General features: G+C 64.5%; 13 protein-coding genes. 8 read left to right on the forward strand and 5 right to left on the reverse strand.

What is annotated here, in order from left to right; all coding sequences use genetic code 11:
- Positions 1–191: 191 nt before the first annotated feature.
- From V6657_RS14805 to V6657_RS14825, 5 genes are all read left to right on the forward strand, one after another.
- Entirely contained in the window at positions 192–1,775 is a 1,584-nt protein-coding gene (locus V6657_RS14805; RefSeq protein ID WP_048935364.1) for a glucan biosynthesis protein G, read from the forward strand.
- Positions 1,748–4,345, forward strand: coding sequence for a glucans biosynthesis glucosyltransferase MdoH (gene mdoH / locus V6657_RS14810; RefSeq protein WP_048935363.1), 2,598 nt, complete (start codon positions 1,748–1,750; stop codon positions 4,343–4,345). Before V6657_RS14805 ends, mdoH begins: the two co-directional genes overlap by 28 nt.
- A 188-nt stretch (positions 4,346–4,533) precedes the next feature.
- A complete protein-coding gene (locus V6657_RS14815; protein ID WP_048935362.1) occupies positions 4,534–4,857 on the forward strand; it encodes a PXPV repeat protein in 324 nt (107 codons plus the stop codon).
- Positions 4,858–5,012: 155 nt separating this feature from the next.
- Positions 5,013–5,501, forward strand: coding sequence for an aminoacyl-tRNA deacylase (locus V6657_RS14820; protein WP_048935361.1), 489 nt, complete (start codon positions 5,013–5,015; stop codon positions 5,499–5,501).
- Positions 5,502–5,533: 32 nt separating this feature from the next.
- On the forward strand, positions 5,534–5,767 hold the full coding sequence (locus tag V6657_RS14825) for a CDGSH iron-sulfur domain-containing protein (RefSeq protein ID WP_048935360.1): 234 nt from the start codon (positions 5,534–5,536) through the stop codon (positions 5,765–5,767).
- Between the two features lie 43 nt (positions 5,768–5,810).
- On the opposite strand, the gene ettA is transcribed toward V6657_RS14825, so the two are convergent.
- Complete coding sequence (gene ettA, locus V6657_RS14830) at positions 5,811–7,478, reverse strand: energy-dependent translational throttle protein EttA (RefSeq protein WP_048935359.1); 1,668 nt, start codon at positions 7,476–7,478, stop codon at positions 5,811–5,813.
- Between the two features lie 136 nt (positions 7,479–7,614).
- Here ettA and V6657_RS14835 point away from each other — a divergent pair, with 136 nt between their 5' ends.
- On the forward strand, positions 7,615–8,730 hold the full coding sequence (locus tag V6657_RS14835; RefSeq protein WP_048935358.1) for a winged helix DNA-binding domain-containing protein: 1,116 nt from the start codon (positions 7,615–7,617) through the stop codon (positions 8,728–8,730).
- A 51-nt stretch (positions 8,731–8,781) separates the two neighbouring features.
- Here V6657_RS14835 and V6657_RS14840 read toward each other — a convergent pair whose 3' ends face one another.
- Genes V6657_RS14840 through cyoA form a run of 4 tightly spaced genes read right to left on the reverse strand, consistent with a single transcriptional unit; the run spans position 8,782 to position 12,762 of the window.
- Positions 8,782–9,150 carry a cytochrome o ubiquinol oxidase subunit IV gene (locus V6657_RS14840; RefSeq protein WP_048935357.1) on the reverse strand — a complete coding sequence of 123 codons (369 nt, stop codon included), beginning with the start codon at positions 9,148–9,150 and terminating at the stop codon, positions 8,782–8,784.
- Positions 9,151–9,792, reverse strand: coding sequence for a cytochrome o ubiquinol oxidase subunit III (gene cyoC / locus V6657_RS14845; RefSeq protein WP_048935356.1), 642 nt, complete (start codon positions 9,790–9,792; stop codon positions 9,151–9,153).
- Positions 9,793–9,795: 3 nt separating this feature from the next.
- Entirely contained in the window at positions 9,796–11,775 is a 1,980-nt protein-coding gene (gene cyoB, locus V6657_RS14850) for a cytochrome o ubiquinol oxidase subunit I (RefSeq protein ID WP_048935355.1), read from the reverse strand.
- Between the two features lie 9 nt (positions 11,776–11,784).
- The gene (cyoA, locus tag V6657_RS14855) at positions 11,785–12,762 is read right to left on the reverse strand and encodes a ubiquinol oxidase subunit II (RefSeq protein ID WP_248694787.1); all 978 of its coding nucleotides are present in this window, start codon (positions 12,760–12,762) and stop codon (positions 11,785–11,787) included.
- 622 nt (positions 12,763–13,384) lie between these two features.
- Between cyoA and V6657_RS14860 the strand changes: the two genes are divergently transcribed.
- Positions 13,385–13,918 (forward strand): RNA polymerase sigma factor, encoded by a 534-nt coding sequence (locus V6657_RS14860; RefSeq protein WP_048935353.1) that lies wholly within the window; start codon positions 13,385–13,387, stop codon positions 13,916–13,918.
- Positions 13,919–13,935: 17 nt separating this feature from the next.
- A complete protein-coding gene (locus V6657_RS14865; RefSeq protein WP_048935352.1) occupies positions 13,936–14,763 on the forward strand; it encodes a FecR domain-containing protein in 828 nt (275 codons plus the stop codon).
- Positions 14,764–14,871 lie beyond the last annotated feature (108 nt).

Below are 14,871 nucleotides of genomic sequence, written 5' to 3' on the forward strand. Positions count from 1 at the left end.
AACGAAAAGACGAGGTTTACACGCAACTTGACGCGGTTATGGACGGAATGCCGGCGAAAACGTTATCAAAATGTTGCCGGTTTTGATCTCGTAAAGATCCGGCGGGTAAAATCCCGGGGGCACAGACGAATGATCGGCAGGCCCAAGCATCACGCCTCCCCCCAACCTGCCGCACAGTACGCGATCTCATTTTGAACACTCCCGACGCTGTTCCCTTCCATTCCAGCCCGTCCCGCCTGACCCGCTCGCTTGCCGGCTATGCACGGCTGGCGGTGGGCCTGCTGGCACTGGCTTCGGCACATGCGGCACTGGCCTTCGGCTTCAATGACGTGGCCGTACGCGCCAAGCAACTGGCGACCAAGCCCTACCAGGCCCCAACCGAAACGCTGCCGCGCCAGTTGCGCGAGCTCCGCTACGACCAGTACCGCGAGATCCGCTTCAAGTCGGATCAAGCCTACTGGCGCCGCGACAAGCTGCCGTTCGAACTCGGTTTCTTCCACGAAGGCTCGTATTACGACCAGCCGGTGAAGATCAACGAGGTCTCGCCGGCCGGTGTGCGCGAGATCCGCTTCGACCCGCGCCTGTTCGACTACGGCCCGGTCAAGCTGGATGCGAAACAGCTGCAGCACCTGGGTTTTGCCGGCTTCCGCGTGCACTACGCGATGAACACGCCCAAGTACAAGGACGAAGTGATCGTCTTCCTGGGCGCGTCGTACTTCCGCGCAATCGGCAAGAACCAGGTCTATGGCCTCTCTGCACGTGGCTTGGCCATCGACACCGCGCTCAACTCGGGCGAGGAATTCCCCCGCTTCACCGATTTCTGGATCGAGCGCCCGGCGGCCAACGCCAAGGAGCTGACGGTCTACGCGCTGCTGAACTCGCGCCGCGCCACGGGTGCGTACCGCTTCGTCATCAAGCCGGGCACCGACACGGTGGTCGACGTGAAGGCGCAGGTCTACATGCGCGAAAACGTCAGCAAGCTGGCGATCGCGCCGCTCACCAGCATGTTCTTCTTTGGCGAGAACCAGCCGGCCGCCAATCTGGACTTCCGCCCCGAGGTGCATGACTCCGACGGCCTGTCGGTGCTCTCCGGCACCGGTGAATGGATCTGGCGCCCGCTGACGAATCCGAAGCGCCTGCTGGTCAGTTCGTTCTCGACCACCAACCCCGGCGGCTTCGGCCTGATGCAGCGTGACCGCGCGTTCTCCAGCTACGAAGAGATCGGCGATCGCTACGAACAGCGCCCGAGCACCTGGATCGAGCCCGTGGGCAAGTGGGGCGCCGGCCGTGTCGAACTGGTGCAGATTCCGACGCCCGACGAGACCAACGACAACGTGGTCGCCTACTGGGTGCCCGAGACCCCGCCCAAGCCGCAGCAACCGTACAACTTCGAGTACCGCATGCTGTGGCAAAAGGATGGCGACAAGAAGCCGGCCCTGTCGTGGGTCACGCAGACACGCCGCTCGCACGGCTGGACCACCAAGCGCCCGGATGAGCGCAAACCCGACGACACGATCGCCTTTGTGGTCGACTTTGAAGGCCCGGCGCTGGCCAAGCTGCCGCCCAATGCACCGGTCGAACCCGTGTTCTCGGCAGATGCCAACGGCAAGATCGAATCGATCTTCGGCCAACCCAACACCGCGACCGGCGGCTGGCGCGTGACTGTGCGCCTCAAGCGGGTCGACGACGACAAACCCATCGAGCTGCGTGGTTACCTGCGCAGCGGCGGTACCGGAATTTCTGAGACGTGGAGCTACCTGCTACCTCCGGGCTAAACGTGACGAAGGCCCAGAATGGCGGCGCTGCCGCCTCCGCCAGCCCAACCACAATGCCCTCCCCCGAGTCCGTGGCCGAGCGCTATCTTGAAGCGCTTCCGCTCGCTGCCGAGGCACGCGCTGCACTGGTGCGCGACGCTGGCATTGCAGCGGGTGACGATGACGCGGCGGCGCTGGCCAAGCTGCACCGCGCGCTGGCCAAGCTCGACCCGGCGCAAACGACCTCGCTCGAAGCAACAGCCCCGGCTTACGCATCAGTGGGGTCGCGCCTGGACGCCGCCTACGGCGCCACGCGCGCCGATGCCGCATCCACGGAACCCGCCGCCGAACCTGCGCCGCCGCTTGCGCACGACAGCGAAGGCCGCATCCACCTGGACACCGGTCCCACACCCGCCCGCCGCTCGATGGTGCCGTGGCCGTGGGTGCTCGGGCCGATCTGGCGCATGCGCAACGCGATCCACCGGTGGCAGCACGGCGGCAAGGCGCCCGTGCCCTACGAAAAGCCCGACTCGCCCGACCCCAAAGGCATCTGGCGCTTTGTCGGCGCACGCCGTCGCCTGACGCTGCTCACACTGATGATCGCGCAGACCGTCGCCGCCACCTGGGCGATGAGCACGGTGCTGCCATACCATGGCGCCGATTGGCTCGAAGCCATCATCATCGTGCTGTTTGCGGTGCTGTTCTGCTGGGTGTCGGCGGGGTTCTGGACGGCCATCACCGGCTTCCTGCTGCTGGCCTTCCATGGGGATCGCTTCGTCATCTCGCGCCGCGCCTCGCCCGATGCGGTGATTCCGGACGATGCGCGCACCGCCATCGTCATGCCGATCTGCAACGAGGACGTGCAGCGCGTGTTTGCCGGGCTGCGTGCGACGTATGAATCGCTGCAGCGCACGGGCCATCTGGAGCACTTCGACTTCTTCGTGCTGTCGGATTCCGGTGACCCCGACATCCGCACTGCAGAAGCCGACGCGTGGCTGCACATCTGCCGCGCGCTCGATGGCTTCGGCCGCATCTTCTACCGCTGGCGCCGTCACCGTGTGAAGCGCAAAAGCGGCAACATCGACGATTTCTGCCGGCGCTGGGGCGGCAAGTACCGCTACATGATCGTGCTCGACGCCGACAGCGTGATGAGCGGCGATTGCTTGACGCGTCTGGTACAGCTGATGGAAGGGGCACCCTCCGCAGGCATCATCCAGACCGCGCCCCGCGCGGCCGGCCGCGACACGCTGTATGCGCGCATCCAGCAGTTCGCCACGCGCGTGTACGGGCCGCTGTTCACCGCCGGCCTGCACTACTGGCAATTGGGCGAATCGCACTATTGGGGCCACAACGCCATCATCCGGCTCGACCCGTTCATCAAGCACTGCGCACTCGCGCCGATTCCGGGCAAGGGCTCGCTCTCGGGCGAGATCATGTCGCATGACTTTGTCGAAGCCGCGCTGATGCGCCGCGCCGGCTGGGCCGTGTGGATCGCCTATGACCTGGACGGCAGCTACGAAGAGATGCCGCCCAACCTGCTCGACGAGCTGGGCCGGGACCGCCGCTGGTGCCACGGCAACCTGATGAACTTCCGCCTGTTCGGCGCGCCGGGCTTTCACCGCGTGCACCGCGCGGTGTTCATCACGGGCGTGATGGCCTATCTGTCGGCGCCGCTGTGGTTCCTGTTTCTGCTGCTTTCCACGGCGCTGCTGGCCAAGCACACGTTGATTGCGCCGGAGTACTTCACCCAGCCGCACCAGATCTTCCCGATCTGGCCGGAGTGGCATCCGGAGAAGGCTGCCGCGCTGTTCTCGGCCACCGCCACCGTGCTGTTCCTGCCGAAGATCCTCAGCGTGCTGGTGCTGTGGGCGCAGGGCCCGAAGCGCTTCGGTGGCGCGATCCATCTGGCGCTGTCGATGGCGATCGAGGCGGCGTTCTCCGTACTCGCCGCGCCGGTGCGCATGCTCTTCCACACGCGCTTCGTGACGGCCGCGTTCCTCGGCTGGAAGGTGCACTGGAAATCGCCACCGCGTGAAGACGCGCAGACGCACTGGGGCGATGCCGTGCGCCGCCATGGCTTGCATACGGTCATTGGCATCGTCTGGGCTGCGATCGTGTACTGGCTGAACCCGAGCTTCCTGTGGTGGCTGTCGCCCGTGGTGGGGGCGTTGATCGTGTCGATTCCGCTGTCGGTGTTCTCCAGCCGCGTGAGCCTGGGCCGCCGCATGCGTCGCCTGCGGCTGTTCATGATCCCCGAGGAAGTGCGTCCGCCACGCGAGCTACGCGCCACGCGCAAGCATCTGCGCAACGCGCCGCCAACGCCGGACTTCCGCCAAGCCGTGGTCGACCCCGTGACCAACGCGCTGATGTGCGCAGTGGCGACGACGCGCTTTCCGCAAGACAAGCGTCTGGTGGCGGTGCGTGAAGCGCACGTGCGCCACGCGCTGGAAGTCGGCCCCGACAAGCTCACGGGCAAGCAGAAGCTGGTGCTGCTGTCGGATCCGTTCTCGTTGTCGGCGCTGCACCTGGCGGTGTGGTCGTCACCTGAGCAGCGTGCGGCATGGGGACCGGGGGAGCCTGCGCAAGGCTGAGCAACCCGCAACCCGCGAAATACCGCGCCCCACCCGCGTCTTGCCGGTGGGGCGTTTTACTTTCCGTTACATCCGTAGGATTTGCGTATCACCTGATCGGGCTTGCGGTTCATAGAATGGCTTCACGAACCTGATACACGAAGTCGCCGGCAATCCTGCCCCGGCCTCGCAACCGAAGGAGAAGCATCATGAAACGCACACTGCTCGCATTCGTTCTGGGTGGCGCCGCGCTGTGCGCCTCGACGGCGGCGCTGGCGCATGTGGATGTCGGCGTGGCGATCGGCGTACCTGCGCCGGTCTACGTGGCCCCGGCACCCGTCTATGCACCGCCCCCGGTCTATCGTCCGGCGCCGGTCTACTACGCGCCGGCACCGGTGGTCTACGGCGGTGGCTACTGGCGTGACCGCGACGACTGGCGTGAGCGCGAATGGCGCCGTCACGAGTGGCGCGAACGCGAATGGCGCCACGATCACGATGGGGATCGCGGCTGGCACCGCGGCTGGGATCGTTAAGACCCGCTGATCAACGGAACCTGGCAAACGGGTCGCTCACACGAGCGGCCCGTTGCTTTTGCACGCGACGCCCTGCATGCATCGCAAACCGACCTATGCTGACGTAGCGGCCACCGCAATCCCGCCGCCGGCCGCACAGCACACGGGAGGACGCCATGTCGATCTCCACCACCCTCGACGACTGCCTGCGCAGCAAGGGCTGCCTGTACGAGGTGATTCGCCATCCGCATACCCACACCAGCACGGAAACCGCGCAATCCGCGCATGTCCCGGGGGACCGTCTGGCCAAGACGCTGTTGCTTGAGGACAAGCTCGGCTACGTGGCGGCTGTGCTGCCATCCACCTATCACCTGCATCTATCGGAACTGCAGAAGGCATCGGGCCGCGATGACCTGACGCTGGCCGATGAATCCGAGCTGCGCGAAGTCTTCAAGGACTGCGACGCCGGCGCCGTGCCGCCAGTGGGCATGGCTTACGGCATGCCGACGTATCTCGACAGCAGCCTGATGACCCATCGCGACGTCTACTTTGAAGCCGGCGACCACGAGAATGTCGTGCACATGGACATGGATCAGTTCATGGCGCTGATGCGCGACGCCAAGACCGCGCACTTCGCTTACCGCATGCAGGGCATCCTCTTCTGAGCGCACTGCCTTTGTCTGCGAAGGAGGCCGCCATGGCCGACGAAGTCATCGTCACGGCCCGCAACAACGGGCCGTATCACATCAAGGGAAGCTTTCGCATCGTCACCCAGGGTGGGCGCGAGTTGGCGATCGAGGGTGATCAGGTATGGCTGTGCCGCTGTGGGCACTCGTTGAACAAGCCGTTCTGCGACGGCTCGCACAAGCGCGCCGAGTTCGATAGCGATCTCGACGCGCCGCCCACGGTCGAGGCAGACCGCTCGCCGTAGGCCTGGGTGCGGGCATGCGGGAACAAAGCCGCCCGCGTCCCGCTTAACGCACGACCGGCTTGTACCGGATGCGCTTGGGCTTGGCACCCTCTTCGCCCAGACGCTTCTTCTTGTCGGCTTCGTATTCCTGGTAGTTGCCCGGGAAGAATTCGACGTGCGAATCGCCTTCAAACGCGATGATGTGCGTGGCGATCCTGTCGAGGAACCAGCGATCGTGCGAGATCACCATCACGCTGCCGGCAAACTCCAGCAGCGCGTCTTCCAGCGCACGCAGCGTTTCCACATCGAGGTCGTTCGACGGTTCGTCCAGCAGCAGCACGTTGCCGCCCGAAATCAGCGTCTTGGCCAGGTGCAGACGGCCGCGCTCACCGCCCGATAGGGTGCCGACGTGCTTCTGCTGGTCACCACCCTTGAAGTTGAAGCGGCCGATGTAGGCGCGCGACGGCGTCTCATAACGGCCCACCGTCAGGATGTCGGAGCCGTTCGAGATTTCTTCGAACACGGTCTTGTCGGCGGACAGTGCATCGCGGCTCTGGTCCACGTAAGCCAGCTTGACCGTCGGGCCGATCTTGATGGTGCCCGAGTCCGGCTGCTCCTTGCCCGTGAGCATGCGGAACAGCGTCGACTTACCCGCACCGTTCGGGCCGATGATGCCGACGATCGCGCCCGGCGGAATCGTGAAGCTGAGATTGTCGATCAGCAGGCGATCGCCGTAGCTCTTGCTGACGTTCTCGAATTCGATCACTTCATTGCCCAAGCGCTCGCCGGCCGGGATGAAGATTTCCTGCGTTTCGTTGCGCTTCTGGTATTCCTGACTGTTCAGCTCGTCAAAGCGGGCCAGACGCGCCTTCGACTTGGCCTGACGGCCCTTCGGGTTCTGGCGCACCCATTCCAGTTCTTTCTTCAGCGCCTTCTGGCGGGCCGATTCGCTCGACTCTTCCTGCTTCAGGCGGGTCTCTTTCTGATCCAGCCACGAGCTGTAGTTGCCCTTCCAGGGGATGCCGTGGCCACGGTCGAGTTCGAGAATCCACTCGGCGGCGTTATCGAGGAAGTAGCGGTCGTGGGTCACGGCCACCACAGTGCCCGGGAAGCGCGTGAGGAACTGTTCGAGCCAGTCCACCGATTCGGCATCCAGGTGGTTGGTCGGCTCGTCGAGCAGCAGCATGTCGGGGCGCGAGAGCAGCAGCTTGCACAGCGCCACGCGGCGCTTTTCACCGCCCGAGAGGTGCTCGATCTTGGCGTCCCACGGCGGCAGGCGCAGCGCGTCGGCGGCGATTTCCAACTGCAGTTCAACGTTGTCACCCGAACCGGCGGCGATGATGGCTTCCAGGCGGGCCTGTTCTTCGGCCAGCTTGTCGAAGTCCGCATCGGGTTCGGCATACGCGGCGTAGATCGCTTCGAGCTGCTTCTGTGCGTCCACCACCTCACCCAGGCCGCTCTCGACTTCCTCGCGCACCGTCTTGGCGGGGTCGAGCTGCGGCTCCTGCGGCAGGTAGCCGATGTTCAGGTTGGGCATCGGCGTGGCTTCGCCTTCGATGTCCTTGTCGAGGCCGGCCATGATCTTGAGCACGGTCGACTTGCCCGAGCCGTTCAGGCCCAGCACGCCGATCTTGGCGCCCGGGAAGAACGACAGCGAGATGTCCTTGAGAATCTGGCGCTTGGGCGGAACGATCTTGCCCACGCGGTTCATGGTGAAAACGTACTGAGACATGGCGTAAACGCGGGGGAAAGCGCGTGAAATTGGGAACCCGCGGAGTGTAGCAAAGGCACGACCCGCAGCGGGCGCGAACGCGCGGCGTTTGCGGCACAATCGGCGCAGTCGGCACAATCTGGCTCAGAACAACGCCATGCCTCGCTCATCGCTCCCCGCCCCGCTGCTGACTCGCCGCGCCCTCAACCGCGCGCTGCTCGATCGCCAGTTGCTTCTACGCCGCACTCGCATGACGCCGCTGGCGGCCGTCGAACGGTTGGTGGCGATGCAATCGCAGATTCCGCAGGCGCCGCACTACGGGCTGTGGTCGCGGCTGGAAGGGTTTCGCACCGAGACGCTCGACACGCTGCTGACCACGCGCCGTGCCGTGCGCGGCGCGATGATGCGCTGCACGTTGCACCTCGCGAGCGCACGCGACTACCTGGCGCTGCGCCCGCTGCTGGATGCGCAGATGCTGCGCCAGGCCTTCAGCAATGGCAGTAAAAGCGTCGCCGACATCGATCCTGCCGCCTTGCGCGCAGCGGCCCGAGCGGCGCTGGCCGGTGGTCCACTCACCGCCGTCCAGCTTGGCGAGCACCTGCAGCCGCTGTGGCCGAAGCATGATACGACCGCCCTCGCACGCGCGATTCCGTTCCTGGAGCCGCTGGTGCAGGTGCCGCCGCGCGGCCTATGGCGCGGCGCCGGGCAAGCTACGCTGGCCGCTGCCGCCGATTGGCTGGGCGAGGCCATCGAACCTGCCGCCACGGCCGAGGCTCTGGTGCTGCGCTACCTCGCCGGCTATGGCCCCGCCTCGGTGGCGGATGCGCAGGCGTGGTCAGGACTCACGCGATTGTCGGCGGCGTTCGAGGCGCTGCGCCCCCGGCTGAAGACCTTCACCGACGAACATGGCGTCGAGCTGTTCGATCTGCCACGCGCCCCACGGCCCGATGCCGACACACCGGCTCCGGTGCGCTTTCTTCCCGAGCTGGACTGCGCGCTGCTCGCACATGCCGACCGCGCGCGCATTCTCGACGATGGTCATCGCAAGGCGATCTACACGAAGAACGGCATCCTGCCACCGACGCTGCTGATCGACGGCTTTGTTGCCGGCACCTGGAAGCTGGAGGTGGTGCGCGAGCAGGCCACGCTCACGCTGTCACCGTTTGCGAAGCTGAACAAACCGGACACGCGGGCATTGGAGGAGGAAGGCGCACAACTGCTGGCCTTTGCCGCAGCGGATTGCTCCGCACACGCCATCCGCTTCGGGCAATAAAAAAGGCGCCCACCAGGGGCGCCCTTCCGATGCAGCAAGAGGCAGCTCTCGTTACATCGTCATCATGTTGGCGTTCATGTTGTGCATGACCCACAGCGAGCCGACAACGACGATCGCCAGAATCAGCAGCGTGAACAGGAAGGCCATCACGTTCCAGCGCTGGGCGGACGAGCCGTCCAAGTGCAGGAAGTAGATCAGGTGCACGACGATCTGCACGACCGCCAGGGCCATCACCGTCACCAGCACGGTACCGTGCGAGTAGCCGCCGTCCATCACCATCTTGAACGGGATGGCCGTCAGGATCACCGCCAGCACGAAGCCGATCAGGTAGCCCTTGATGGTGGCATGGCCGGCGCCGCCGGCAGCATGGCCGTGGGCGTCACCGTGGGCGCCGCCCATCGAAACGTTGGTCTGTTCCATTTACATCGCTCCCAACAGATAGACGACGGTAAACACGCCGATCCACACCACGTCCAAGAAGTGCCAGAACAGGCTCAGGCACGACAGGCGGGTCGTTTGGGTCGGGGTCAGGCCCTTGGCACCGATCTGCCACATCATGACGATGATCCACAGCATGCCGCTGGCCACGTGCAGGCCGTGCGTGCCAACCAGCAGGAAGAACGACGACAGGAACGCACTGCGGTTCGGGCCCGCACCTTCAGCGATCAGGTGGTGGAACTCGTTGATTTCCATGCCGACGAACGCGGCACCCAGCAGCAAGGTAATGCCCAGCCACAGCATCACGTGATCCTTGCGGCCGTTCTGCACGCTGATCATCACCATGCCGTACGTAATGGACGACACCAGCAGGATGCCGGTTTCGATGGCCACGTACGACAGATCGAAGAGCTCCTTGCCCGTCGGGCCGCCCGCCGTCGCGCCGCGCAGCACGCAGAACGTAGCGAACAGCGACGCGAAGATGATCAAGTCGCTCATCAGGTACACCCAGAAGCCGAAGACCTTGGTGTCTGCGACGTCGTGGTGGTGCGCATGGTCATGCGCGTGGTCGTGGCCGTGCGCTTGAGCGTGCGCGGCGTGACCGTCTAGAACATTGGAAGCCATGGTTTAAGCCTGCGAACCGATACGTTGGAAGTAGGCCGACTCGGTCTCGTGAACCTCGTGAGCGGGCACGTAGTAATCGACGTCGTCGTCGTTGCTGCGGAGGATGAAGCTGCCGATCATGCCGACCAGACCCAGCACGGCCATCCACCAGATGTGCCAGATCAGCGCAAAGCCCATCACGATCGAGAACATGCCGATGAAGAAGCCAGCGCCGGTGTTCTTCGGCATGTGGATCTTCTCGTAGCTGGCCGCCACTTGCGTCGGCACTTCACCGCGCGCCTTCATGTCGGCGAAGGCGTCGATGTCACGCACCACCGGCAGGACCGGGAAGTTGTAGTGCGCCGGCGGCGACGAGGTCGCCCACTCCAGCGTACGGCCACCCCACGGGTCACCCGTCAGGTCAGCCAGCGCATGACGATTGCGGATGGAGACGAAAATCTGGATCAGTTGCGAAGCGATACCGCAGGCGATGATCGCAGCACCAACCACGGCAACGTACAGCCACGGCTGCCATGCCGGATTGTCGGTGTGGTTCAGACGACGCGTCATGCCCATGAAGCCCAGCACGTACAGCGGCATGAACGCGGTGTAGAAGCCCACGAACCAGCACCAGAAGGCGCGCTTGCCCCACTTCTCGTCCAGCTTGAAGCCGAAGGCCTTCGGGAACCAGTACGTGATACCGGCCAGGTAACCGAACACCACGCCACCGATGATGGTGTTGTGGAAGTGCGCGATCAGGAACAGGCTGTTGTGCAGCAGGAAGTCAGCGCCCGGCACAGCCAGCAGCACGCCGGTCATGCCGCCGATCACGAACGTGATCATGAAGCCGATCGTCCACAGCATCATCGAGTTCAGCTCGACGCGGCCGCGGTACATCGTGAACAGCCAGTTGAAGATCTTCACGCCCGTCGGGATCGAGATGATCATCGTCGCGATACCGAAGAACGCGTTGACGTTCGCACCCGAACCCATGGTGAAGAAGTGGTGCAGCCACACCAGGAACGACAGCACGGTAATACCGGCGGTTGCCCACACCATCGACGTGTAGCCGAACAGCTTCTTGCGCGAGAACGTCGAGACGATTTCCGAGAACATGCCGAACGCCGGCAGGATCAGGATGTACACCTCAGGGTGGCCCCAGATCCAGATCAGGTTCACGTACAGCATGGCGTTGCCGCCCAGCTCGTTCGTGAAGAAGTGCATGTCCAGGTAACGGTCAGCACCCAGCAGGGCCAGCGCCACGGTCAGCACCGGGAAGGCGGCGACGACCAGGATCATCGAGCACAGCGACGTCCAGGTGAAGATCGGCATGCGCATCAGGGTCATGCCCGGCGCGCGCATCTTGAAGATGGTCGCGACGAAGTTCACCCCGGTTAGCAACGTGCCCAACCCGGATATCTGCAAGGCCCAGATGTAGTAGTCGACCCCCACGCCCGGGCTGTACGCCAGCTCCGACAGCGGCGGGTACGCCAGCCAACCGGTGCGGGCGAACTCGCCCACGCCCAGCGACACGTTGATCAGCACCACGCCGGCAGCAGCCAGCCAGAACGACAGCGTGTTCAGGAACGGGAACGCCACGTCGCGCGCGCCAATCTGCAGCGGCACGATCAGGTTGATCAGGCCCGTCATCAGCGGCATGGCCATGAAGAAAATCATGATCACGCCATGCGCGGTGAAGATCTGGTCGTAGTGCTCAGGCGGCAGATAGCCGGCACCGCCGCCCGAGGCGACCGCCAGTTGCGAGCGCATCATGATGGCGTCGGCAAAGCCGCGCAGCAGCATCACGATGGCCAGAATGCAGTACATCACGCCGATCTTCTTGTGGTCGACCGAGGTGATCCACTCATTCCACAAGTACGACCACTTCTTCAGATAGGTGATCAGGCCAAATACGCCCGCACCACCCAGCAGAATGGCCGAGACCGTCACGACCACGATGGGCTCGTGCAGCGGAATGGCCTCCAGACTCAACTTGCCAAACATCGTCAACTCCTAGGAATTCTTGGCCGCGCTCTTGGGCGCCGGCAGGGCGGACTGCACCGGCAGCGGGCGCGTTGCCGCGTCAGCCGTTTCCACCGTGCAGTTGGCGCCTTGGAGCGCCTCGTCGAGCGTCAGGACCTTGTCCGAGTCGCCCATGTATTTGTGCAGGATGCTGTGATACAGCGCCGGATCGACCGAGGCGTACACCGCCGGCGGCACCTTCTCGCTCGGCTTGGCCAGCTCGGCGTAGCCTTCCTTGGTCAGCACTTGCGGGGCGCTGCGGACCTGCTTGACCCAGGCATCGAACTCTTCGTTCGTCATCGCCGTGGCCTTGAACTTCATGCCCGTGAAGCCCTGGCCGCTGTAGTTCGACGACATACCGTCAAACACGCCGGTCTCGTTGGCGATCAGGTGCAGCTTGGTCTGCATGCCCGCCATGGCGTACACCTGGCTGCCGAGCTGCGGGATGAAGAACGCGTTCATCACCGTGTCGGACGTGATCTTGAAGTTGATCGGGGTGTTGGCCGGGATCGCGAGCTGGTTGACCGTCGCGATCTTCAGTTCCGGGTAGATGAACAGCCACTTCCAGTCGAGCGAGACGGCCTCGACGGTGATCGGCTTCACGTCGGATTGGATAGGCTTGTACGGATCCAGCGCATGCGTGGACTTGTACGTGATCCAGCCCAGCACGACGATGATCAGGCACGGGATCAGCCACACCACCGCCTCGATAGCGTTGGAGTGCGACCAGTCCGGCTCATAACGCGCGCGGGTGTTGGTGGAGCGGTACTTCCACGCAAACACCAGCGTCATGATGATCACGGGAATGACCACCAGCAACATCAGGCCGGTCGCCACCAGGATCAGCGTCTTTTCTTCCGCCGCAATCATCCCCTTCGGATCCAGGACCGTCAGGTTGCAGCCCGCCAGCAGGAGCGGGAGGCTTGCGGCCAGGAGCCGCTTCATATGTGGAACGAGTGTGTTCTTCATGTCTTGCACAGTTGCGCCGGCAATGCTTACCAACATCACGGGAGCCAAGCAGCCCAGACAGCGGCCACAGGCAGAAAAACGCGGGAAATGAGAAAAGACCGAGCTACCGGCACCTCGAAAACGCCCGGGTGCAATAGCGGATCTTCGATCACATCAGGCGCCGGTCAGGGAAAAGCTGAACCCAGCGCACCCTGCCACAGAGGCGGACTTCGGCCATGACTGGCATGGACGAGGCTGAGCGCCGCCGCACTGCACAAGGCAGCGGACGACAGATCGGGGGCGGAAGGATTCGATGCAGGCACTACGTCAAGCGCTCATTGGGGAGCGCGGTTTGGAGTGGAATGCGGGCGCGATCTTACCGCCAGACAGCGCTTCGGATCGCGATAGATGCTCAGGCAAATAGAAATCGAGGCCGATTGACAAGTGCCGCCAGCGTTGCGCGGCTAGGGTTTACGCGGTTTTGCGGGTAAGCAAATCGAAAGTGCCTGTTGTTGCACTGCGACAATCAGCCACAGTGGTGCGCACCCGACGCAGCCCCCAAATGTGCGCCCAAATGTTGAATTGATAATAAGAATACTTCTCATTTACAATTCAACACTTTCCCGCTCCGCATCACCGCCCGGTGTCCTGCGATTCCTCCGCCCCGCCCTTGCTTGCCGTGCTGGTCCGTCACTACGACGAGCTGGTCGATCTGCTGCGCCGGCGCTTTGGCGCGGACCGAGGCTTTGCGCGGGATGTCGTCCATGACGTGTGCGTGAGCCTGCTTGCGGAGCCGCCGCGCCAGCCGGTCACGGCGCCCGTGGCCTACCTGCGGCGCGCGACCGTCAACCTGGCGATCGACCGGCACCGCGTGGAAACGGCCCGTGGCGCGTGGGTCGAGTCCGCCGACGAACTGCCCGAACCCGCCGACGAAGCCCCCGGCCACGACCGCCACATCGACGCCAGCCGTGAGCTGGATCGCCTGTCGGAAGCCATCGCTCTGTTGCCGCCGCGCTGCCAGCAGGTGTTTGTGCTGCATAAGATCCACGAGATGCCGCAGGCCGAGGTGGCGATAAGATTGGGGATTTCGCGCAAGGCGGTCGAAAAGCACATCCGGCTCGGCATGATGGCCTGCCGTACGGCGCTGGACCGCCCGGCAGCCGCACCGCCGCGCTGAACACGCATACGCTCCTGATGCCCCCCCCACCCGACGACTTCTCCCGCGAGGACGACAGCCTGGCGCGCCACCGCAGCACGCTCCGGGCGCGCTTTGCCATGCCGGAATTGCCGGCGCACGCGCCGCGTCGGCGGGCACCGATGGTCGCGGCCGGTATCGTCGCGCTGCTCGGTGCGGTGCTGTGGGCGGATCCGGCCTGGCATACGCAGCGCTATGTCACGGCCGCAGGCGAACGCCAGCACCTCACCCTGCCGGACGGCAGCGACCTCACCCTCAACACGCGCACGGTTGCCGAAGTGGAATGGCACCTGCGGTCGCGGCAAGTTCGTCTCGTCGACGGTGAGGCGCTGTTCGACGTGAGGCATTCAACGTGGCGACCCTTTGTGGTGCGCGCGGGCAAGACGACCGTGCGCGTGGTTGGCACCGCCTTCAACGTGCGACGCGCCGATCCGCGTGTCACGGTGACGGTGCTGCGCGGCCGCGTACATATGGAAGAGGCTTCGGGCGATGCCGTGCTGCTGACCGCCCGCCAGGCAGCCGAGTCGTTCAACGGCACACTCACCGCGCGCGCCGCGCCCGACCCCGGCGCCGCCATCGCCTGGAAAGACGGCAAGCTGATGTTCGACCGCACGCCGCTGGCCCAGGCCGTGGCCGACATCAACCGCTATCGCGCAACGCCCGCCGTGCTGACCGATCCGGCACTGGGTCGCCTGCAGATCTCGGGCGTGTTCGACAGCGCGCGCACGGATGCACTGCTCGATCTGCTGCCGTCCATCCTGCCGGTTGCCGTCCACCGTGAGGCCAACGACACCGTGCGCATTCTCGCCCGCGGCATCACACGCTAAAAAAATGGCACGCCGAGGTAGGGATGCCCGGTGCGCGGTTCGTCTACTCCCCTGTGACCTAGACCAACGGATCCGCAGATCCACAGATTCAACACGGGGAGCTTCTCA

It is taken from the genome of Ralstonia sp. RRA (assembly GCF_037023145.1).
Classification (GTDB): domain Bacteria; phylum Pseudomonadota; class Gammaproteobacteria; order Burkholderiales; family Burkholderiaceae; genus Ralstonia.